At 65.0% G+C, this 19836-nt stretch carries 19 protein-coding genes; 15 read left to right on the forward strand and 4 right to left on the reverse strand.

All coding sequences use genetic code 11. The features are described from left to right. Nucleotides 1–91: 91 nt before the first annotated feature. Genes ACH488_RS08760 through ACH488_RS08770 form a run of 3 tightly spaced genes read right to left on the reverse strand, consistent with a single transcriptional unit; the run spans nucleotide 92 to nucleotide 2517 of the window. A complete protein-coding gene (locus tag ACH488_RS08760) occupies nucleotides 92–988 on the reverse strand; it encodes a DUF817 domain-containing protein (protein WP_397323579.1) in 897 nt (298 codons plus the stop codon). Further along, nucleotides 981–1781 carry an oxygenase MpaB family protein gene (locus tag ACH488_RS08765; protein WP_397323580.1) on the reverse strand — a complete coding sequence of 267 codons (801 nt, stop codon included), beginning with the start codon at nucleotides 1779–1781 and terminating at the stop codon, nucleotides 981–983. The genes ACH488_RS08760 and ACH488_RS08765 overlap by 8 nt, the downstream gene beginning before the upstream one ends. A 22-nt stretch (nucleotides 1782–1803) precedes the next feature. Next, complete coding sequence (locus tag ACH488_RS08770; protein WP_397323582.1) at nucleotides 1804–2517, reverse strand: TetR/AcrR family transcriptional regulator; 714 nt, start codon at nucleotides 2515–2517, stop codon at nucleotides 1804–1806. Between the two features lie 135 nt (nucleotides 2518–2652). On the opposite strand from ACH488_RS08770, the gene ACH488_RS08775 reads away from it, so the two are divergent. After that, nucleotides 2653–3585, forward strand: a complete 933-nt coding sequence (locus ACH488_RS08775; RefSeq protein WP_397323583.1) for an NAD-dependent epimerase/dehydratase family protein — start codon at nucleotides 2653–2655, stop codon at nucleotides 3583–3585. Between the two features lie 13 nt (nucleotides 3586–3598). Here the strand turns inward: ACH488_RS08775 and ACH488_RS08780 are convergent, their stop codons facing one another. Further along, entirely contained in the window at nucleotides 3599–4618 is a 1020-nt protein-coding gene (locus ACH488_RS08780; RefSeq protein WP_397323584.1) for an Abi family protein, read from the reverse strand. Between the two features lie 575 nt (nucleotides 4619–5193). On the opposite strand from ACH488_RS08780, the gene ACH488_RS08785 reads away from it, so the two are divergent. The 14 genes from ACH488_RS08785 (at nucleotide 5194) to ACH488_RS08850 (ending at nucleotide 19661) form a co-directional block, all read left to right on the forward strand. Beyond that, nucleotides 5194–6774 (forward strand): alkaline phosphatase D family protein, encoded by a 1581-nt coding sequence (locus tag ACH488_RS08785; protein WP_397323586.1) that lies wholly within the window; start codon nucleotides 5194–5196, stop codon nucleotides 6772–6774. Nucleotides 6775–6981: 207 nt separating this feature from the next. Next, a complete protein-coding gene (locus ACH488_RS08790) occupies nucleotides 6982–7644 on the forward strand; it encodes a hypothetical protein (protein ID WP_397323587.1) in 663 nt (220 codons plus the stop codon). 32 nt (nucleotides 7645–7676) lie between these two features. Beyond that, nucleotides 7677–8918: a phage tail sheath family protein gene (locus tag ACH488_RS08795; RefSeq protein ID WP_397323588.1), complete on the forward strand. Its 1242-nt coding sequence runs from the start codon at nucleotides 7677–7679 to the stop codon at nucleotides 8916–8918. A 1-nt stretch (nucleotide 8919) separates the two neighbouring features. Next, the gene (locus ACH488_RS08800; protein WP_397323589.1) at nucleotides 8920–9399 is read left to right on the forward strand and encodes a phage tail protein; all 480 of its coding nucleotides are present in this window, start codon (nucleotides 8920–8922) and stop codon (nucleotides 9397–9399) included. Nucleotides 9400–10390: 991 nt separating this feature from the next. Continuing rightward, nucleotides 10391–10687, forward strand: coding sequence for a hypothetical protein (locus tag ACH488_RS08805; protein ID WP_397323590.1), 297 nt, complete (start codon nucleotides 10391–10393; stop codon nucleotides 10685–10687). 1 nt (nucleotide 10688) lies between these two features. Next, nucleotides 10689–11447 (forward strand): hypothetical protein, encoded by a 759-nt coding sequence (locus ACH488_RS08810; RefSeq protein WP_397323591.1) that lies wholly within the window; start codon nucleotides 10689–10691, stop codon nucleotides 11445–11447. Beyond that, nucleotides 11444–12964: a phage baseplate assembly protein V gene (locus ACH488_RS08815; protein ID WP_397323592.1), complete on the forward strand. Its 1521-nt coding sequence runs from the start codon at nucleotides 11444–11446 to the stop codon at nucleotides 12962–12964. The genes ACH488_RS08810 and ACH488_RS08815 overlap by 4 nt, the downstream gene beginning before the upstream one ends. Before the next feature lie 7 nt (nucleotides 12965–12971). Further along, the gene (locus ACH488_RS08820; RefSeq protein WP_397323593.1) at nucleotides 12972–13310 is read left to right on the forward strand and encodes a hypothetical protein; all 339 of its coding nucleotides are present in this window, start codon (nucleotides 12972–12974) and stop codon (nucleotides 13308–13310) included. Nucleotides 13311–13323: 13 nt separating this feature from the next. Next, complete coding sequence (locus tag ACH488_RS08825) at nucleotides 13324–13758, forward strand: GPW/gp25 family protein (RefSeq protein ID WP_397323594.1); 435 nt, start codon at nucleotides 13324–13326, stop codon at nucleotides 13756–13758. Continuing rightward, nucleotides 13755–16373 (forward strand): putative baseplate assembly protein, encoded by a 2619-nt coding sequence (locus tag ACH488_RS08830; protein WP_397323596.1) that lies wholly within the window; start codon nucleotides 13755–13757, stop codon nucleotides 16371–16373. Before ACH488_RS08825 ends, ACH488_RS08830 begins: the two co-directional genes overlap by 4 nt. Continuing rightward, complete coding sequence (locus tag ACH488_RS08835; RefSeq protein WP_397323598.1) at nucleotides 16366–16956, forward strand: phage tail protein; 591 nt, start codon at nucleotides 16366–16368, stop codon at nucleotides 16954–16956. Before ACH488_RS08830 ends, ACH488_RS08835 begins: the two co-directional genes overlap by 8 nt. Next, nucleotides 16949–17419 carry a hypothetical protein gene (locus tag ACH488_RS08840; protein ID WP_397323599.1) on the forward strand — a complete coding sequence of 157 codons (471 nt, stop codon included), beginning with the start codon at nucleotides 16949–16951 and terminating at the stop codon, nucleotides 17417–17419. Before ACH488_RS08835 ends, ACH488_RS08840 begins: the two co-directional genes overlap by 8 nt. Nucleotides 17420–17455: 36 nt before the next feature. Next, on the forward strand, nucleotides 17456–18391 hold the full coding sequence (locus tag ACH488_RS08845) for a PASTA domain-containing protein (RefSeq protein ID WP_397323600.1): 936 nt from the start codon (nucleotides 17456–17458) through the stop codon (nucleotides 18389–18391). Nucleotides 18392–18434: 43 nt separating this feature from the next. Next, the gene (locus tag ACH488_RS08850; protein ID WP_397323601.1) at nucleotides 18435–19661 is read left to right on the forward strand and encodes a pyridoxal phosphate-dependent aminotransferase; all 1227 of its coding nucleotides are present in this window, start codon (nucleotides 18435–18437) and stop codon (nucleotides 19659–19661) included. The last annotated feature ends 175 nt before the right edge of the window (nucleotides 19662–19836 follow it).

Here is a 19836-nt window from a genome sequence, read left to right on the forward strand (position 1 = left end):
GTTGAGCGTTCTGCACTCAACTGTACTCAGCCTCGAAAAGATGTCAATCCAAAGTTGAGTCAATTGCACTCAACTTTGCGGCTCGGCTTCTCTACTTCCCAGTGTTCACACGGAATTCCGGGCTCGTTTCGCCTACGGTGAACTGCTCAGGTGGCTCCGGCTTGTATACCCACGCCACGAGCACCACCGAAATGATCATCAGCAGGAACCACGCCAGCAGTTTGTCGATCGAGACGGCCTGCCACCCGTTCAACTGGTTCGGGTAGAGCCACGCGCGGGACCACGTGCCGATGTTCTCCGCGAACCAGATGAACAGCGCCACGAGAAGGAACGACACCAGGATGGGCATCCGGAAGCGCTTGCGGAACACGCGGTAGTGCATCACGCACCTGCCGTAAACGAGTACGACGGCGGCCAGCAGCACCCAGCGGAAGTCGAAGATGTAGTGGTGCGAGAAGAAATTCACGTAGATCCCGGCCGCAACAAGGGCTGTGATCCATCGTCGAGGGTAGCGGTCGAAGCGGAGGTCGAACAGGCGGAACACGCGGACCATATAGGAACCCACAGCGGCATACATGAAGCCGCTGAACAGTGGAACCGCGCCGATGCGAAGGATCCCCTCCGCACCATAGGACCAGGAGCCAACGTCCGTTTTGAACAGCTCCATGACGGTCCCCACCACATGGAACAGGACGATCACGCGAAGTTCGCGCAAGGTCTCCAGCCGGAAGACAACCATCAACACCTGGATTGCCACGGCCGCGATGGTCATGAAGTCGTTGCTGGCCAGCCCGGCGTTGGAGGGGTACCAGAGCCGCACCGCAATGATGACAGCCAACAGCGAGGCTCCGAAAACGCATGCCCACGCCTGCTTCAGCCCGAAGACAAGGAATTCCGTAAGTCCTGCACGCAGGCCACCTGTCGAGCGGTCCAGGTAGCGGTGGGCGAAGGCATCGATCGACCGCTCAACAGACGTGGAATTACGCATGCCGAACCGCACCCCTGAGCTGCGCCGGCTTCAGCGTGCTCAGGCAATAGTCCCGTGGCCAGTACCGGATCCGCTGCGGCAAACGTGGGTACACGTGCCCCACCAGGCGCATTGCACGGTCAAAGCGGCGCGCATGCACCGGCGTCCAGTCGAAGCCGAATCCTTGCCGGAGATGGTCGGGCAACAGTCCGACAGTCAGGAACCGGGCAACAGGCATCACGAGTCGCATCAGCGCCGGCCCGCCCGCCGGATAGAGCAGGTCCCGGGCGATCTTCCGTGCCTTCTCGTCCGGCTGCAGCACCGCCATCTGCGCATTCCAATACTCGGCAAACGCCGCCCGATCTGCCGGCCACATGTCTGCCGGAAGCTGAAGGGCCGTGCCGATCCGCGCGTAGTCCTGGTACATGAGGTCCGCAGTCTCGTCGTCGAGCTTTCCGTGGACTTGCTCGTAGACAGTGAGGGCCGTGTTGTAGAGGGTGGCCACCACCCACAGCTGCGATGAGGCGTCGAAGGCGTTGTAACCCCGGGACTCATGATCGGTGGTCCTGCGGACAGGTGCATGGGCCCGGTTAACAGCCCGGCGGACGGCGGCGATCTGCTCTTCGGTCCCGTACACCACGGCGTAGACGTAGGTCAGCGTGGCCTTGAGCCGATCCTGCGGCCGATCGGCGAAATTGCTGTGTTCCGCCACGCCATGACCCACCCGCGGATCGGCGATCTGGAGGAGGATGGCACGCCCCGCACCGGCGAGCAGGACGCCCTCCGCACCGATGTCAACCAGTCCACGAGCCATCCGAACACTCTACTTCCGCCCCTTACAGCCCCGCGACTCCCCGCAGGACAGCCAGCTGGTGTTCGAAGAGTTCATCGCGGGCGGCGAAGGTGTCCGCGCCATACTGGCCAAACACCTCAAAGCTCACCGCCCCGAACAAGGACGTCCACACCAGCACGCCCCTGGCGAGCGACGCATCCGGTGCTGCCAGCCCCATCTCCGCGCGGATTCTCGCGAGGTCTCCGGCGAGCTTGGGAGGGATGACGACGGCGGGAGGCACGTCTGCGGTCAAGGCGCCGGCGCGATAGGCGGCGTCGAATATTCCAACGAGGCGAACAATGACGCGGGTGCCTGGCACCGTGGTGCGCTCCCCAGGGGCTTGGTATCCGGGGACCGGACTGCCGAACAGGAGTGCGTAGCTGGCTGGCTCACGAAGCGCCCATCTCCTGACGGCCATGCCCAGCGCTTGGAACTGCCCCGCGAAGTCCTGTCCGCCGGCGGAGTCCACCGCCGCGTCTACCTCGTCACCGAGATCGTTGTAGGCATCGATGAGGAGGAGGGTCAGCAATTCGTCGCGGCTCTCGACGTAGCGGTAAACGGCCGAGGAGACCACTCCCAGGTCGCGGGCAACTGCGCGAAGGGAAAGTGCGGCGGCTCCGTGTGTGGCCAGATGTTCCCTGCCGAGCCGGACGATGTCGGCGATGGTCTGGGCGCGGGCACGTTGCCTGGGCGTAGGTGGCTTGGGGGTCTCCGGCATGAGGACAGCTTGCCACATTTGAGAGCGTCGTCAGCAAAAGAGAGCAGCGCTCTTGACTTAAAGGCGGCGGGGGTTCATTCTGAGATTTATGAGAGCACTGCTCTCTATTTCAGAGGAAGCCAGGAAAGGAACCCCATGTACGTCGTCACCGGAGCAGGACCTGTTGGATGGACCGTGGCCGAAACTCTCGCCATGCAAGGGAACGAGGTCCGGGTGGTCACCAGATCAGGCAGCGGACCGGAGCATCCCCTGATCCAACGCGTGCGCGGAGACGCCTCTGACGCCGCTCAGTTCAGCGAAGCAGTTCGAGGCGCGCAGGCGATCTTCCATTGCATTCACGGTTCCAAGTACCGCGCAAAGGAATGGGCAGCTGAACTTCCTGGGGCCGAGCTGGTGGTGATGGACGCAGCGGCAGCCGTGGGCGCCGTCGTCGTTTTTCCCGAAAGCCTCTACTCCTATAGCGAGCCGGACCGCATCATGACGGAGGCCGGCCCTCGCGAGGCGACCGGCGGCAAACGTGGCGTCCGGACGGAGCTGCTCAAGGCGCGGGAGGCCCATATGGCGAACACCGTGAGCATCGTGGCAGGCGACTTCTTCGGGCCGCGGGTCATGATGGCCCACGCCGGGGAACGCATGGTTCCTCTGGTGCTGGCAGGGAAGACGGTCCAGGTGGTGGGAAGTGCCGACCACCCGCACTCCTTTACCTTCGTCCCCGACCTGGCCGCGGCCATGATTGCTGCGGCTCAAAGGCCCGAACTGTGGAACCGTGTGCTTCACGCGCCCACCGGCCAGGCGATATCCCAGCGCGGACTCGCTGCCGCCCACGCTGCTGCGGCGGGCCTTGGCGAGCCGAAGGTCAGCGCCATTCCCGGCTGGGTCCTGCGCGCGGCGGGCGTCTTCTTCACGGACATGCGTGAACTGGCGGAGTTGCTCTACCAGTTCGAGCGCCCCTTTGTTATGGACTCGAGTGAGAGCCAAGAGCTGTTGGGCCTGGAACCGACTTCCCTGCAGGATGCAGCGGCGGCAACGGTGGCGTGGTGGCAGACGAAGCGCGCGACGCTGGCTTAGGACCTGCTCGAAGTCACCGCGACTGCCATAATGCCAAGTTCTGCCAGTCCTCGGGAAATCCCATGCTTACACACGGAGAAAGGAGTTCAGCCCCACCTGGGGCGCGAAGTCTGATATCCAACTTCTTAATGTGGGTTCTAAAGGTCAGGTGCCAATTGGTTCCGCCGGAGTGCGACCGAAGCATGAAGGCCAGGGTTGCTGCATAAATGTAGAGTCTCTGATGTGCTTTGGGCGTGGCCGTAAAGTCAGGTCGAGTCAGATGTGCCAAAAAGGCACCGATGGTGTCGTGCTCCTTGAGCGAGATGGCCCTTTTGAAGGCCCGATTGAAAAGCCGGGAGCCGTGCGCAGACGCGTTTCGGAAGTCGACCATCATCCGGAGCACTGCACCGAAGCGCCGCGGGTGGGCGAACCCAAACATGCGCGCTACCTCGCGAGCATCAGGTGTCTGCATCAATTCAAAGAGATACGGCAAATTTCCGAAGCTCAGCACCTCGGTGACGGCCCAGATAGGGACCTCTTGCTGCGGATACTTCAGCAAGTGATGCTTGAGGAAATCTTCGTCTTCTGCCGCTGCCCCGACAGCGCCCCGCCAGGTGGAGGTCCATGCCTCAAACTTCGTGCGACCTCCCGCGGGCCGATCACAATTGTGCTCATCAAGGAACCTCTTGGACGCATGTGCGGCCACATCCCTCGCCGCGAGGGTATGGGCAATCGCAGCCCTCAGACGAACTTCGAAGTCCATCAGGCCTTCTTGGCAGACGCGGGCGAGTTTGAAGTCGAACGCTTCCAACGCCATGACATGGTCGATACTTGCGCCGGGGATGTAGTCATCCGAACGGTACTGGTGGAGTCTGATGTCGACTTCGTGGGCCGGAAGAAGTCGTCGAAAGATGTATCGGTACGCACCCGACCGGAAGTAGCCTACCCGGCTAAGGAACGTCAGCGCTGTATCGCGGTCAGGAACTGCCAGACCACGGTCCTCCAGATGTTGAAGCAACTCTTCGCGCTCTTTGAATTCCTTGGTGTACTCCACACTTCACCGACTCGTCCCGCTAACGAAAATTGCCCCCTTGAGCCGAGGCTCAGAGGGGGGCAATGTCTGATGGATAGAACCTAACACATTTACCTGTGAACCACAGATGAGCAGGCCGACGCTGGCTTATTCAGTCCTTGTTGTGGGGTTGGTTGGTCGGGTCGTGTGAGGATGTGGTGTTCAAGGGCCGCAACGGACCAACCATTGAGGACGGCTTTGGACGCATACCAACGCCTCAGATCGTGGTCACTGACTTTGTTCAGGAGCGCGACGTTGTCGCTCCGGACGCAATCGTCCAGACACCGTCACGGCAATTGTCCAACAGCCTGTTGGACAAATGCGTCCGGAACATCGGCGTAGCCCTCGGGCAAGGACACTGCGCGCGAGCCGGTCACGGCATTGGGATTCAGTTCCATAGGTCAAGCCTCACAGCAACCACTGACATTCCTGGCGGGTCAGGCAGGTTTCGCGATCGGCGCAGCACCGACGCGGATTAACCGCTTTTGTCACACAGTTAACTCCCCATTCACACTACCCTCGGCACCTGTCAACTAAGGTTCCTTAGCGTCGAGGCCATGGAAAACATCACCCGCAGATCCCTCATTTCCGTCGGCCTCGGCGCTGGCTTGGTTGCCGCACTCCCCAACAATGCGGTCGCCGTTTCAACAGCGGACGACGCCGGTCTCCGCACCGATCCGTTCACGCTCGGTATCGCCTCCGGCGAGCCGTGGCCGGACGGCTTCGTGCTGTGGACCCGCCTGGCTGTAAACCCCGTGGCCGAAGACGGCTTGGGCGGCATGCCGTCCCGCAACGTCGCCGTTGCCTGGGAGGTGGCAGAGGACCAGGCGATGCGCCGGACAGTAGCCCGCGGCGTCGAACATGCCCGGATCGAAAGCGCCCACTCAGTGCACGTCGAAGTAAAAGGACTTAAGCCAGGCAGGGAGTACTTCTACCGTTTCCGGACGGGCCGCCACATCAGTGCTGTGGGACGTGCCCTCACCAGCCCCGCCCCCGGTGAAACACCGGCCGCCCTCGCCATGGCCTTCGCCAGCTGCGCCCAGTACGAGCACGGCTACTTCACGGCCTACTCACGCCTCGCGGAGGACCACCCGGACCTGGTGCTCCACCTCGGCGACTACCTCTACGAATACAAGAAGGGCAGTTACGTGATCGGCGGCGGCAACCCGCGCGACCACGAAGGTCCCGAGACCGTGGGACTGGCAAGTTACCGCCAACGGCACGCACAGTACAAGGCCGACACCGACCTTCAGGCCGCCCATGCCATTGCCCCGTGGCTGGTGGTGTGGGACGACCACGAGGTGGACAACAACTGGGCTGACGACATCCCCGAGAACAGCGACCCAGCCCAGCTCAACGACACCACCGAACACTTCCGGCAGCGTCGTGCAGCGGCGTTCCAGGCGTATTACGAAAACATGCCACTGCGTCGGTCGTCGTTGCCGGCTGGGTTCGACATGAAGATCTACCGCACCATCCAGTGGGGCCAGCTCGCCAACTTCCACATGATGGACACCCGGCAGTACCGCGACGACCAGCTCGCGGGTGACGGATGGCGGAAGAATGTTGCCGAGCGCCTGGATGAGGACCGCACCATCACCGGCGCCGAGCAGGAAAAGTGGCTGCTGGACGGTTTCAGGAACTCCACGCAGCGCTGGGACATCCTGGGGCAGCAGGTCTTCTTCGCCGAGCGGGACCGCGACAAGGCGGTCGACGTCGACGACGTCTCCATGGACGGCTGGGACGGGTACGCCGCCTCCCGCCGCCGCATCACCCAAGGCTGGGTGGACGCGAAGGTGCGCAACGCCGTCGTGCTTACCGGCGACGTCCACCGCCACTGGGCCACCGACCTGAAGGTGGATTACAAGGATCCGGCGTCGCCCGTTGTCGGCTCGGAACTGGTGTGCTCCTCCATCACGTCCACGGGCGACGGCAGCGGCTCCACCACGGACCCGACCATGGCCTGGAACCCGCATCTGAAGTTCTACAACGACAATCGCGGCTATGTGAACACCCGCATCACCAAGGACTCCTTGACGGCGGATTTCCGCGTGCTGGACTACGTCACCAAGCCAGGCGCACCGGTCAGCACCAAGAAGTCCTTCACCATCAACGATCGGGTTCCCGGCCTGGCCTGATCCGTCCGAGGGGACCCCACGCAACTGGGGGACAGCACCTGTTCCATTCACGGCTCAGTGGAACGTTTGCTGTCCCCCAGTTGGGTACCGGGCCGGCCGTTTTCAAACGAATGGAGTTACCCCGGTTTCCCCAGTGACTACGCGCAACGGCGGGAGTAACCTATTCCCAGTTACGTTTGTGGGTCACCTAACCGCTGGGGTTCTGCCGTGGGCTATGTGCGTTCGTCGCTGTCCGACCTTCTCGGGGTCCTTTCCGACGCCGTCGCTCCCCAACGCGTCAGGTTCGACGACGGCTCCCCCACCGCAGGCGTCCCGGCACCCGACGCTCCGGTAGTAGTCCACGCCGTCGCACTCAACCGGGTGGGCCGCTCACGGCGGGACGGACCGGTGCTCGATCTCGAACTGCGCGTAGCCATTGAATGCCACGGCCCCGAACAACTCGACAACATGGAGCGGCTCCTGCTGTCCGTGGAACGCCACAGCCAGTACTCCATTGTTTCCAGCAACGAGTACCGGCCAGGCGAGTATCAGGAAAGCATCGAAGACGGGCTCGGGTTCCTGGTCCGCATCCCCGTCGCGCTGCGCTTCGAAGAACCCTCCGGACCACCCGTCCTGGAGCCACTCATCGCCAAGACCGGCGTTGCCCGGCGCATCCACGGACGCTTGGTGGACGTCCACAACAAGGGCATCCCCGACGCCTACATCCACGCCCATTCCTCCGCCACGGCCGTCGTCAGCGATGCGACCGGCCACTTTGAGGTCCTGGCCTCGGCGGACGAACTCCAGCACTTTGCCGTAGCGGTACGCGGCACTGAACGGGAAGTCTCGGCCAGCACCAGCAGCCTGCCGGTCATCATCCGGTGGACCTGAGCCCGCTTGGCGGGTAGGAAAGGGAGCGCACCATGGCGAACTATCAGGCGCCAGGCGTTTATGTACAGGAAGTGCCCAGCGGCGCGCGAGCCATCGGGCAAGTGAACACGAGCATCGCCGGCTTTGTGGGCCTGGCCCCGGACAAGAACGCCTTGGTGGGTGAACTCCGCGTGCTGGACAACTGGACCCAGTTCGTGGACCAATACGTCGGCAACGCGGCTGCGGGGACGCCCCTCTCCAACGCTGTTTACGGCTTCTTCTCAAACGGAGGAAGCCGTTGCTATGTGGTGAACATCGGGGCGGACGGCAGCCTCACCGGGACCGCGTCGGCGCCGAACGGGCTCACGCTCTTCGAAGCCGTGGACGACATCTCCATGGTGGCAGCCCCCGGCTACGCCACCGCCGAAGCCTACGCGGCACTTCAGGCACACGTGGAACACCCGCTGCGCCAGGACCGCATGGCGATCATGGACACGCTCGAGAAAATAGACGACGTCGGCGCGCTCACCCGGGCGGCGACGTCCGGCGTCCCGGAGGACACTGGTTCGGCTTCATCGCCGAAGAAGAGCGACAGCACACCCGACGCCGCTGAACAGGAGGACCTCGGAGCCCCACAATCACCCGGGGGCTACACGGCGCTGTACTTTCCCTGGATCGTGATGATCGATCCCGTCTCCGGCCAGAAGGTGACCCAACCGCCGTCGGGCCATATCGCCGGGGTGTGGGCGCGGGTGGACGCCACCCGCGGAGTCCACAAGGCGCCAGCCAACGAGCCCATCCAGGGCGCCCTCGACCTGGTGCGGCGGGTGAGCCGGGGCGAGCAGGAAGTCCTCAACCCCGCGGGCGTGAACTGCATCCGCTACTTCCCCGGCGAGGGCATCCGGGTGTGGGGGGCACGGACCAAGGCCCCCGAAGCCAGCGAATACCGCTACGTGAACGTCCGGCGGCTCACCAACATGATCAAGGAATCCGTGGCGGACGGGACACGCTGGGTAGTCTTCGAGCCCAACGACCACACGCTGTGGAAGTCGATCCGGCGGGACATCGGCGCGTTCCTTACCAACGTCTGGCGGGACGGCGCCTTGCTCGGGACTACTCCTCAACAGGCCTTCTTCGTCAAATGCGATGAGGAAACCAACCCACCCGAAGTCCGCGACGCCGGGCAAGTGGTCACGCTGATTGGCATAGCGCCCGTGAAACCGGCCGAGTTCGTGATCTTCAAGCTCATGCAGTCGGCCGAGAACACCAGCCAGACAGAGAACGCAGGAGCCTGACATGAGCACCCCAACCCCTGCCGCCCAACCCGGAAACGTGGTGGACCCGTACCGCGCGTACAACTTCAAGCTCGTGATCCAAGGTGTGGTGCAAGGACATTTCACCAACGTCGAGGGCCTTGGACTCAAGATCGGCCGCATCCTCTACCGCTCCGGCGGCGAAAACAGCACCGTCCGCGTGATCCCCGGCCAAGTCGAATACACGCCCGTCACGTTGAAGTACGGCCTGACCGATTCCACGGAAATGCTGCAGTGGCTGTTCAAAGCCGTGAACGGGACAGTGGAGCGGCGCAACGTGTCCATCGCCATGCTCAACGACGCCGGTTCCGCGGAAGTCCGGCGCTGGAACCTCTTGGGCGCCTGGCCGTGCGACTGGTTCGGAGCACCCCTCGACGCGCTGGGGAAGGACCTCGCGATCGAGACCCTGAGTATCGCCTACGACCGCCTGGAGCTCGACGATGCCCGCGCTCCCGTCGCCTGACCCCTTCTCTTGGCGGCGGTCGCTGGCCGCGCGGTTACGCCGCGTGGCCGCATGGGTGGAGCCGGTTCGCGGGTCTGACGCCGTTTGGACGCCTGGTGCCGACTTGGGCCCGGCGGATGCCAGCGTCGTGCCCGGCGCGGAACCTGGGGCCAGCGTCGTGTCCGGCGCGGAACCCGCCTCGGGGCTCTTCGAGGAAGGCACGACGACGGCCCGCGGCTTTGATCTCGAAGGCGCACCCGAGCATTGGGTCGCGTTGTTGCGGGACGCAGGACTGGCCCCTAAGGCAGCCGGCGGCTCCGTTCCTTCCAAACCGCTCTCACCCACTCCCCTTGCAAGGCCCGCTCCGCGTGGCATTCGCCGTCTCTGGCGCGCAAAGCAGGCCCCACAACACGAACCCCCTCCCGTTGCGGGGTCCGCTGTACGTGCTTCGGAGCGTCCAATAGGCGCAGAGCAGGCCCCACAACGGACGCCTGCCCTGCGGCTTCGCACACCATCCCGCTCACAAAGACCCCAAGCACCCGCAAACACTCCCCTTGCTGGGCCCGCTTTACGCTCGAACCAGCCAACAAAGAATGCAGAGCGGGCCCCACAAGTCGGTCGCACCCAGACAGCTCCCGTTGCGAGGCCCGCTGTACGTGCTTCGGAGCATCCAATAGGCGCAGAGCAGGCCCCACAACGTAACCCCGCGCTCAGGCTCCGCACACCATTCCGCTCACAAAGACACCAACCCGAAGGACCCCAAACGCCCGCAGGCACTCCCCTTGCGAGGCCCGCTGTGCGCCCCAACCAGCCAACAAAAAGCGCAGAGCAGGCCTCACAAGGCAGTCCCACCCAGGCAACTCCCGTTGCGGGGCCCGCTGTACGTGCTTCGGAGCGTCCAAGAAACGCAGAACAGGCCCCACAACGGACACCTGCCTTGCGGCTGCGCACACCAACCCAACCCCAAAGACACCAACCCGATGGATCCCAAACGCCCCCAAGCATTCCCCTTGTGGGGCCCGCTTTCCGCCCCAACCAGCCAACAAAGAGCGCAGAGCGGGCCCAACAACGCACTCAACCCCGGCACGACCACCACGCCACAGCACACTCGCCGGCCACCGCACACACCTCCGCTGCCGCGCACACTCCCGCCACGACGCACACGCCCGCCCCTGCCCAATCTGGCGCCTGGCCGGAACTGGCACCCCGGCCCATCCTGCCGCCAGCCAACCCAGCGAATGCGGCGAGCCCGGTAGCCCAGGCCATGGCCCGCCAGACCCGGCTGGCCCTGGAACAGGAAGCGGTGTGACATGGAACGGGTCGCCTTCCTGATCGAGGACACCGGGGAACACCTGGGCTGCTTGCTGAACCCCGAAACCGTGGTGATGCAGCGAACTGCAGGCGTGGAGCCTCGGCGCAGTGCGGGCGGCAAGCTCAGCGGCACGGGTTTGGCGGACGATCCCCTCCTTTTCACCGGTGGCGGCCACACGGAATTGCGGCTGGATCTCCTGTTCGACGTCGACCTCGCGCCGGCGTCGCTCCATGTGCAGGACGTGCGGCAGATGACCCGGCCCATTTGGGCGCTCGCGGAAAACAGCGCCGAAGTGGAGCGGCAACGTCGGCCGCCGTCGGTCCGTTTCGTCTGGGGCCGCGCGTGGAACGTGCCGGGGATCGTGACGGAAGTGGCGGAACGTTTCGACCGCTTCGCGCCGGACGGCTCACCCCTGCGTTCGTGGATGCGGATGGTGTTTGTCCGGGTGGGCCAGGCCGCTGACGAGGAAGGCGGCGAGAATTACGAGCTCGCACAGCGCCTGCCTGCCGTGGACCTGACGGCACCACCCGTGGACACCCTCCCGGTGACCGGCGACGGCAGCACGGACCGGGACGCGTTAATGCCCGACGGCGGCGACCTCCTTCCCGAGGTACCGCCGGCCGAGCTTGGGCGGCTGTCCATTGCAGCCTTCGGCACGCCCCTGCTCTGGAAACTCCTCCTTGAGTACAACAACATCGACGACCCCGCCCACTTCAATGGACCCCTCGCGGTCCCGCCGGTCGGTGAGGCACCATGAGGCAGCTCCAAGGCCTCCCCGAGCTCATCGTCACGCTCGGCCGTCGCAGGCTTGGCACAGCGGAGACGGCAGCCATCGTGTCCGTCAACGTGCTGAGTTCCCTGGCGAGGCCGGCCCAATGCCTCATCACTTGGCGCCCAGGCCCGGGCCGGACAGCCGCAGCAAGGGGCGGAGTGGACCCCGCGCCCGGCGATGCCCTACGGGTGGAACTCGGCGGCCAACGTACGCCCCTTTTCGCGGGTGAAGTCACGGTGGTGGAGTACAGCTACGGAGCGGACCTCGGCCAGGAAATCCGCATCCGTGCCTACGATGCGCTGCACCGGCTCCGCAAACGCCAATTCACGCGGCTGCACTCCGATACGGACCTTGCCACCTTGGCCAAGACCCTCTGCGACGGGACAGGACTGAACGTGGTGGGCGGCGGCGAGCACCTGGGCAACGTCTACCAATGCGCCCGAACAGACCTAAGCCTGCTCGTGGAACAAAGCGCCCGCGTAGGCGCCTATCCCGTGGTCCACGATGGCACCCTGACCCTCACCGGGCTCGACGGCGACGGCGAACCCGTGGACCTCATGCTCGGCTCCACGCTCCACTCAGCAGAGATCGAAGTCAGCCAGGAACCTGCCTACGCCAGTGCCGCAAGCCATGGTTGGCGCGCCGAGGATGCGTCCACCCACCAGGCAACAACCAGTTCCTCCACCGCCAAGGCAATTGTCTCTGCCGACCCGGGCCTGGCCAGCGTGGGTGCGGGCGGCCCCTTCCGGAGGGATAACGAACTCCTGGACAGCACTGCGCTCGCGGACTGCCTGGCCCACGCGGAGTTGGACGCCCGGATGGCCGGTCAGGTGACGGGCGTTTTCGTCGCCGAGGGCAATCCACGGCTGAGGGCGGGCGGCAGGGTCAGGATCGTGGGCGTTGCCTCGAAGATCGAGGGGACCTACCTGATCGCGAGCGCCGCGCACCGGCTGGACGGGACGGGCTACGAAACCACGGTGACCACCCGGCCACCCGCCGCAGCACCGGAACGCAAGCAAGATGTCTTCACGCTCGGGATCGTCGTGGACGCCGAGGATCCCGAAGCGCGGGCACGGGCGCAGGTCCGGCTGCCGGCCTACCCGGACCTCCAAACAGCGTGGGCGCCGGTCCTCACCCCCGCGGCCGGCCCGGACAAAGGCCTCGTGGCAACTCCCGCTCCGGGCGACACCGTCCTGGTGCTGCTACCGGCAAGCGACCCGGCCCAGGCAATCATCCTGGGCGGTCTCTACGGCCGCGAACAGCCGCCGGACCACAGCGTAGGGACGCCCCGGAACAGCCGCTACACCTTCCGGAGCACGGACGGCCAGGAGCTAATGCTCGACGGCGGCGCCCGCACCATCAGCTTCACGGACGGGCACGGGTCATCCGTGGAGCTGGGTCCGGAAAGACTACGCATCACGGCAGCCACGGATTTGGTCTTGGAAGCCCCGGGCAAGGCCATGAAGATCCGCGCGAAGACCGTCGACTTCGAGGAGGCCTGAAGACGCCATGAAGTTCCTCGTCAAGGAAGCCATCCTCCGCTGCGGGCACGACGGCAAAGTGGAAAACGTCCCCTCCCAGGAATGGGTCCGCATCAAGGACTCCGCGATCCTGGTAGCCACGGATCCACAGGGCCGGGACATCAGCATGTGCCCGAACGTCGGAATCAACATCAAGCCGTGCAACAAGACCTTGCCCGTGACCAAGGGGTACTCCACGTTCATCACCATTGCCGGCAAAGCCGTGTGCCTGGACACGGTGGAGGGTTTCACAGACGGGACTCCCCCGGGCGCGGTGAAGTACAACGTCCGCCGGCCGGGCCAAATGTTCGTGGAGGCCGGCTCATGAAGGGACTAACAAAGTGAGCGCCCCCAGATACAAGTCCGTGGCGTTCATCCACCCGGACTTCGATGCCACCGCCGGACTGCCCGGGCTCAAGACCACTCCTGCGGGCAGGCTCGCGACGGTTACGGACGCGGCCTCGGTCCGACAGGCCCTCCTCCTGCTGCTGAGCACCCGGCCGGGCGAGCGTGTGAACCGCCCGACGTACGGCTGCCACTTGTTCCGCCTGGCGTTCGCTCCGGCCGACGACACCACGGCCGGGCTCGCCATCCACTACGTGGCCAAGGCCGTGGAGCAGTGGGAACGCCGCATCACGGTCCTGTCCCTGGATGCCTCGCGCTCAACCGAAAGCCCCGAGATCCTTGAGGTCAGGCTGAAGTACCGGGTCAGGACATCCCAGCTTGAGGACGAAATCGTCATCGCCTTGCCCGTGGAATCCGGAGGTGCAGCATGAGTCTTCCCGTGCCGAACCTGGACGATCGGAGCTTCGCCGAGCTCGTGGCCGGTGCCCGCGAACGGATCCAGCAGATCGCCCCGGAGTGGACCGACCTGTCGGTGCACGATCCCGGCATCACCATCGTGGAGGCCTTCGCTTACCTCACAGACACGCTGATGTATCGGCTCAACCGCGTGCCGGACAAGCTCTATGCCGTCTACCTGAACCTGCTCGGCACGTCCCTCTACCCCGCAAGCTCCGCGGAAACCATGCTCGAATTCAGCAGGGCATCGGCCGCGAACACGGACCAGGAGATCCGCATCCCCCGCGGCACCCAGGTCAGTTGCCCGCCCGGCATACCCGGCGCACCGCAGCCGGTGTTCACGACGACGGCGGCAGCCACTTTGGCGCCCGGCCAGGCCAGCGTTGTGGTGGCGGCAGCCGATGTCACCATGTACGACGCCATCCCGATCGGCACCGGAACGGGCAGACCGGGCCAGAGCTTCGTGATCCCGAACGCCCCGATCGTTTCCGGCGCGGGCCTGGCGATCGCCGTCGAAGTTCCGGCAGGTACGCGCCTGGGCAGCGGCGAGGCGGTGCTGGTGGACGGCCGGCCCTTCCGGTACTGCAAAGAGGTGGAGGCGTTCGCCGACGCGAGCCCCGGGGAGATGCCGGTACGGATCGACCGGAGTGCCGGCGTCGCAATGTTCGCCTGGTGGGATGAGGAGTCCGCAGGCCGGACGCCAACCGTGGTGCCCGATCCGGGTGCCGAGGTCCGGGCCTGGTACCGCAGCGGCGGGGGTGCCGCGGGCAACGTGGGAGCTGGGCAACTGACCGTGCTGCGGACACCCGTTCCCGGCGCGAAGGTCACCAATCCGGAGCCTGCTACCGGCGGCCGTGACGGCGAATCCCTGGAGAATGCGTTGCGGCGGGCTCCGCAGGACTTCCAGGCACGGGACCGGGCAGTGACTGTCCGCGATTACGAAGTCCTGGCCCGACGCCATGCCGGGGTGGGCCGCGCGCGTGCCTTCACGCGCCGGGACCTGTGGGCCTTCGCTCAAGCCGGCGAAGTCGAAATCGTCCTGGTCCCGTTCGTTCCGGGGAGCCGGGACGCCGCGGCGCACCCCTTACGGGCTGCGGATCTGGAGGCCCATGCCCGCGACCAAGTGCGCTCTGACGTGGAACAATACCTGCGCAGGCGGTCCACGGTTGGCGCCGAGCCTGTAGTGCGCTGGGGCCTCTACAAGCAGGTGCTCGTGGACGCACGGATCGTGGTCCGTCCCGATGAGGACGCCGAGGCCGTGAAGACCCGGATCGTGGGCCGCCTGTCTGAAGGCATCAGCCCGCTGAGCCCGGATTCGTCGTCGTACGGTTCAGGTTTCGGCAAGCCCCTCCGCGTCTCGAATCTTTACCGGGCCATGGAGGAAGCCGAGCCCGGCGTGCAATACGTGGACCGGGTCCGCCTGGAAGTGGACAAGGTTCCGGACACGGACGCTGTAGGGCTGGTGCAGGCCGAGGGCCAGGACAATACGTGGTTCGTGGCGCAGGACGGCATGCTCTTCCGGACCACCAACGCCGCCGACGGCTGGGAAGCCTGCGCCGAGTTCACTGCCGGTGACGCTGCAGCGGGCCCGGAGGAAACTGTCCGGGCCATTGCCCCCTTCCGCACGCCAGCCCCTGGGAGGGCAGGGCCGGAACGGCATCCCGGAATGGTGGCAGTCAGCACGGTCACGGACACGGTCTCGCGCATCTACATCAGCGACGACCTCGGCGAATCCTGGCGCAAGGCAGCGGAACTAAGTTTCGTCGTCGCGGATTTGTGCTGGGTGGACCGCCAGGGTGAGCCATTGCTCCTGCTGGCCGGCGAGCGCGGCCTGTACGAACTTCCCGTCAGCGAAGGGGCCATTCCGGTGCAGAACGTGGTGGACACCTCGCAACCTGACCGTGGCTTTTATGCGGTGGACGCCTTGGTGGATATTCGGGGCCGGACCGGCGTGGTGGTGGCGGCCGAAGCGTCGGCCGGCGTGTGGCTTTCCCCCGACGCCGGAACCGCCGGGAGCTTCAAACAGGTGAAGGCGGCCGGCGAGGATATCCGCTGCCTGACGGTCCAGTACGACGGCGGTGCCAGCTATGTGTGGCTAGGCCGCGCAGTGCCGGAAGGCACCGGGACGGGATGCCTTCGGCTGAAGATCGACGAGTTGGGCCGTACGGACTTTGACCAGCAATTCATGAATTCGTGGGAGCAGTTCAGTGCAGGTTGGACCGGTGGCAGTTGTTGGGGTGTGCATGTGATGGGCAACGCTGCCTACGCGGCCACCCAGAGCGGCGGCGTACTCCGGCTTCGGCTCGGGCAAGCCTCGGCGCAGTGGAGCGTTCCGGACGTCAACTGCAACCTGCCGTTGCGGGACCGGACCCGGTTCGAACCCGTACGTTCGGTGTCCGGAGCGGTCCTGCCCGAAGGGGGCGCTTTGGTGCTCGCTGCCGGTCCCAAGGGCGTTTACCGCAGCAAGGACAGCGCCGTGTCCTGGGAAAGCTGCACCCGGCGCGTGGTGGAGGACGTCGTGACCCTGCCGGACACGTGGCTGTTCTGCTCCGGAGACCACAGAATCGAGGTGGTCCACGGCAATGGCTGACAGCTCAAAGCTCCTCCGGGTGCTGCCCGAAGTGTTCCAGGTGGCCGCCGACACCAGCCCACCAATGCAGGCCCTGCTGGCCGTGGCCGAGGACATGCATGCGCCCGTCCGTGAAGTCCTGGACCGCATCCATACCGTTCCGGATCCCGGGCGGGCCCCGGCGTCGTTAATTCCCTTCCTTTCCCGCTGGGTGGACCTGGACTGGCTGACCCTGCCCGGACCCGAAAGTTCGCGCTCCGGCGGCATCCCCGTCGCCCGGCAGCGCGACTTGATTGCGGCGGCAGCACAGTTGTCCGCCCGCCGTGGCACAGTGGACGGGCTCACCCGGTTCCTGCACCTGGCTACGGGAGTTGCGGGGTTCGGCGTCGAATCCGTGCCCGGTGCTTTCCATATCAAAGTCCTGGTTCCCACTGCCGCCGCGGATCAGCTGGAACTGGTCGGCAGGATCGTGAAGGGCGTGAAGCCTGCGCACGTGACGGACGAGCTTGTTGTGCGGCCAGCAGATGAAACCGGTGATCCCGGCCAACTCGGCGAGCCCGCCGGACCCGGCGCGGGCGGCCAGCCCGGTGATCCCGGTGAATAAGGAGAACCGGACGCCCATTCTGGTTGTCCTTGCCTGCGGGGTGATCGCCATCCTGGTGCTGGTGTTCGGCGTGAGCTGCGGCGGGAACAACAACGCGGCTGGTGACTGGCAGGCAGGGTTCTCCGGGGCTGCCGCAGGGGGACGACTCACGGCGGCGGACCTCTCGGTGGCGGGCGGATCCTGTTCGGCGTCCGACACACAACTCACCGTCACCGGATCCTGTGTTCTCGACGTGAAGGAATTCGGTGGCGGCCTGTTCTACTTCGGGCCGCCCACCAAGCGGGCACGGCTGGTCCCGCAGCAGCCGGTAACCGTAGCCCTCTTCATCCAGGGCACCCGCGCGGAGCAGGACTCAGGGCCCGGAAAGTCCGTGGACCTGACGTTTGGAACCTCGGGTGGACAACTGGGCGTTACGTGCCGTGCCATCGGGACGTGTGTTCTGCTGCTCCAGGAAGCGGGCTGACATGCAACTATCCACGCGGACAAGAGGAGTTAAGCCATGACCACCATCACCATGACGTTGAGCTCCCCCGATGTGATCCTGAAGGACGGCAAGGGATCGCTGACGGCCTCCGTGACCAACGGCTCACCCGGCCCCGAGCGGGTGGTCCTCGGCGCCTTCCCCGGGCAGGTGACCAATCCGCCGTCGAAAACGTACACCACCATCCCCAACCCGTTACGGACCATTGCCGCCGGGGCCACCGAGCAATACGTGGTCAACTTCGACACCGCCGGCGCTGCCGCGGGAAGCTACCCCGTCAAGCTGATCGCCTACTCCGCGGACGACGCACCGGAGGACTACGCCGACCAAGCCCACGTGGTCACGCTCAACGTGCCCGCGGCGGAGGCACCCAAACCGGCGCCGAAGTTCCCGTGGCTATGGGTGATCATCGGTGGTGTGGTGCTCCTGGCCATCATTGGCGCCATCCTGTTCTTCATCTTCAAGGACGCCAACGTGCCGGACGTAAAATCCAAGCCGGAAGCGGAAGCGGTCAAGATCCTCACGGACGCGGGGTTCTCGGTGGGCAGCAGCCAAGTGGAGAGCGCCGAAGCCGAAGGCACGGTGGTCAGCCAGAACCCTGCCGGTGGAGAAAAAGCGGGACGAGGCAGCAACGTCAATATCGAGGTGGCCATTCCTGCCCGTCCTACCGTGCCCGACGTCCTGGGCAAACGGATCGAGGATGCCAAGGCGGCCTTCCAAGCAGCGAAGATCCAGCTGGACTTCACCCAAGGCTCGCAGTGCTTCGGGTCCGCCTTTGAGCCGCTGTTCCGGCCGTGCATTGTGGTGGGCGTGAACCCGGACGTCGGAACCAAAGTCAACGTCAACGCGCTGGTGCTGGTGCGGACCGAGCCCCGGTCCATCATCGTGGTCGATCCCCTGCCCAATATCTGCATGGTCAATCCGCAGTTCTGCGTCCAGAGGCTGCAACCTTGAGACGGGTTTACGCGCACGGGCCCGGGACATGAAAAGATCAACCATGCGTCCGATGCAGCACTCCAGCAAACTCCAGAACGTCCGGTACGAACTCCGTGGGCCCATCCTCCAAGCGGCCAAAGCCATGGAGGCCGAGGGGCACCGCATTCTCAAGATGAACCTCGGGGACACCGCACCGTTCGGGCTGGAAGCGCCGGAGTCCGTGGTGGTGGACATGATCCACCACATCCGCGGCGCGCAGGGGTACAGCGATTCCAAGGGCATCTTCTCCGCCAGGACCGCGATCTCGCAGTATTACCAAACCCGCGGGCTGATGAACATCGGCGTTGAAGACATCTTCATCGGCAACGGCGTCAGCGAACTCATCTCCATGACGCTGCAGGCCTTCATGGAGAACGGCGATGAAATCCTCATCCCCGCCCCGGACTACCCCCTCTGGACGGCAACCGTCACGCTCACGGGTGGCAAGGCCGTGCACTACCTCTGCGATGAGGACGAGAACTGGTGGCCGAACATGGCCGACATCGAGGCCAAGATCACCCCTCGCACCCGCGGCATCGTCATCATTAACCCGAACAACCCCACGGGTGCGGTCTACCCCCGGCACATCCTGGACCAGTTCGCTTCCTTGGCGCGAAAGCATGATCTGGTGCTGTTCTCGGACGAAATCTACGAGAAGATCCGCTACGTCGATGCCCCGCACATCCACACGGCCTCCATCGCGGACGACATCTGCGTGCTCACCTTCAGCGGGCTCTCGAAGGCTTACCGCATGCCCGGTTATCGTGCGGGATGGGTTGCCGTTACAGGTCCGTTGGCCGCCACGGCAGCGTACCGGGAGTCCCTGGAACTGCTCGCATCCCTGCGTTTGTGTTCCAACGTCCCCGCCCAACACGCCATCCAGACCTGCCTGGGCGGATACCAAAGCATCGAAGCACTCATTGCTTCGGGCGGACGCCTCCGCGAACAGCGGGATCTCGCCTGGAAGTTGCTCACTGCCATCCCCGGAGTTTCCTGCGTCCCTGCCGCCGGAGCCATGTACCTGTTTGTGCGGCTCGATCCTGAGATCTACCCCATCGAATCCGACGAGAAGTTTGTCCTCCAACTCCTCCAGGAGCAGAAGATCCTCGTCTCCCACGGCACGGCCTTCAACTGGCCCACGCCGGACCATTTCCGGTTCGTGATCCTGCCGAACGTCCGGGACATCGAGGAAGCCGTGCGCCGGATCTCGCACTTCCTGGCGGCGTACCGCAACCGCCCCGCGGACTAACCCGCCCAACTAGGTCGCAGTTCAGGTCGTTCCCAGCGCTGGGAACGACCTGATCTGCGACCCAGCGTGTGAGCGCCTTCGGCGCGCCGTGGGGCCGGGAAAGTATGCGGGGTGGCTCGCCAGGGCTCTGGCGGGCTCTGGCCTTCCGGGTAGATCATTGGACTGTCCGTCTCGG

This window comes from Paenarthrobacter sp. NPDC018779, from assembly GCF_044391085.1.
Taxonomy (GTDB): Bacteria; Actinomycetota; Actinomycetes; order Actinomycetales; family Micrococcaceae; genus Arthrobacter.

What these genes read in the sequence shown, in the direction of transcription:
- ACH488_RS08785 (WP_397323586.1), top strand. Translation starts at nt 5,194, where the DNA reads ATGGAAAACATCACCCGCAGATCCCTCATTTCCGTCGGCCTCGGCGCT.
- ACH488_RS08810 (WP_397323591.1), top strand. Translation starts at nt 10,689, where the DNA reads ATGGAACGGGTCGCCTTCCTGATCGAGGACACCGGGGAACACCTGGGC.
- ACH488_RS08800 (WP_397323589.1), top strand. Translation starts at nt 8,920, where the DNA reads ATGAGCACCCCAACCCCTGCCGCCCAACCCGGAAACGTGGTGGACCCG.
- ACH488_RS08795 (WP_397323588.1), top strand. Translation starts at nt 7,677, where the DNA reads ATGGCGAACTATCAGGCGCCAGGCGTTTATGTACAGGAAGTGCCCAGC.
- ACH488_RS08770 (WP_397323582.1), bottom strand. Translation starts at nt 2,517, where the DNA reads ATGCCGGAGACCCCCAAGCCACCTACGCCCAGGCAACGTGCCCGCGCC.
- ACH488_RS08815 (WP_397323592.1), top strand. Translation starts at nt 11,444, where the DNA reads ATGAGGCAGCTCCAAGGCCTCCCCGAGCTCATCGTCACGCTCGGCCGT.
- ACH488_RS08845 (WP_397323600.1), top strand. Translation starts at nt 17,456, where the DNA reads ATGACCACCATCACCATGACGTTGAGCTCCCCCGATGTGATCCTGAAG.
- ACH488_RS08830 (WP_397323596.1), top strand. Translation starts at nt 13,755, where the DNA reads ATGAGTCTTCCCGTGCCGAACCTGGACGATCGGAGCTTCGCCGAGCTC.
- ACH488_RS08820 (WP_397323593.1), top strand. Translation starts at nt 12,972, where the DNA reads ATGAAGTTCCTCGTCAAGGAAGCCATCCTCCGCTGCGGGCACGACGGC.
- ACH488_RS08760 (WP_397323579.1), bottom strand. Translation starts at nt 988, where the DNA reads ATGCGTAATTCCACGTCTGTTGAGCGGTCGATCGATGCCTTCGCCCAC.
- ACH488_RS08850 (WP_397323601.1), top strand. Translation starts at nt 18,435, where the DNA reads ATGCGTCCGATGCAGCACTCCAGCAAACTCCAGAACGTCCGGTACGAA.
- ACH488_RS08765 (WP_397323580.1), bottom strand. Translation starts at nt 1,781, where the DNA reads ATGGCTCGTGGACTGGTTGACATCGGTGCGGAGGGCGTCCTGCTCGCC.
- ACH488_RS08835 (WP_397323598.1), top strand. Translation starts at nt 16,366, where the DNA reads ATGGCTGACAGCTCAAAGCTCCTCCGGGTGCTGCCCGAAGTGTTCCAG.
- ACH488_RS08775 (WP_397323583.1), top strand. Translation starts at nt 2,653, where the DNA reads ATGTACGTCGTCACCGGAGCAGGACCTGTTGGATGGACCGTGGCCGAA.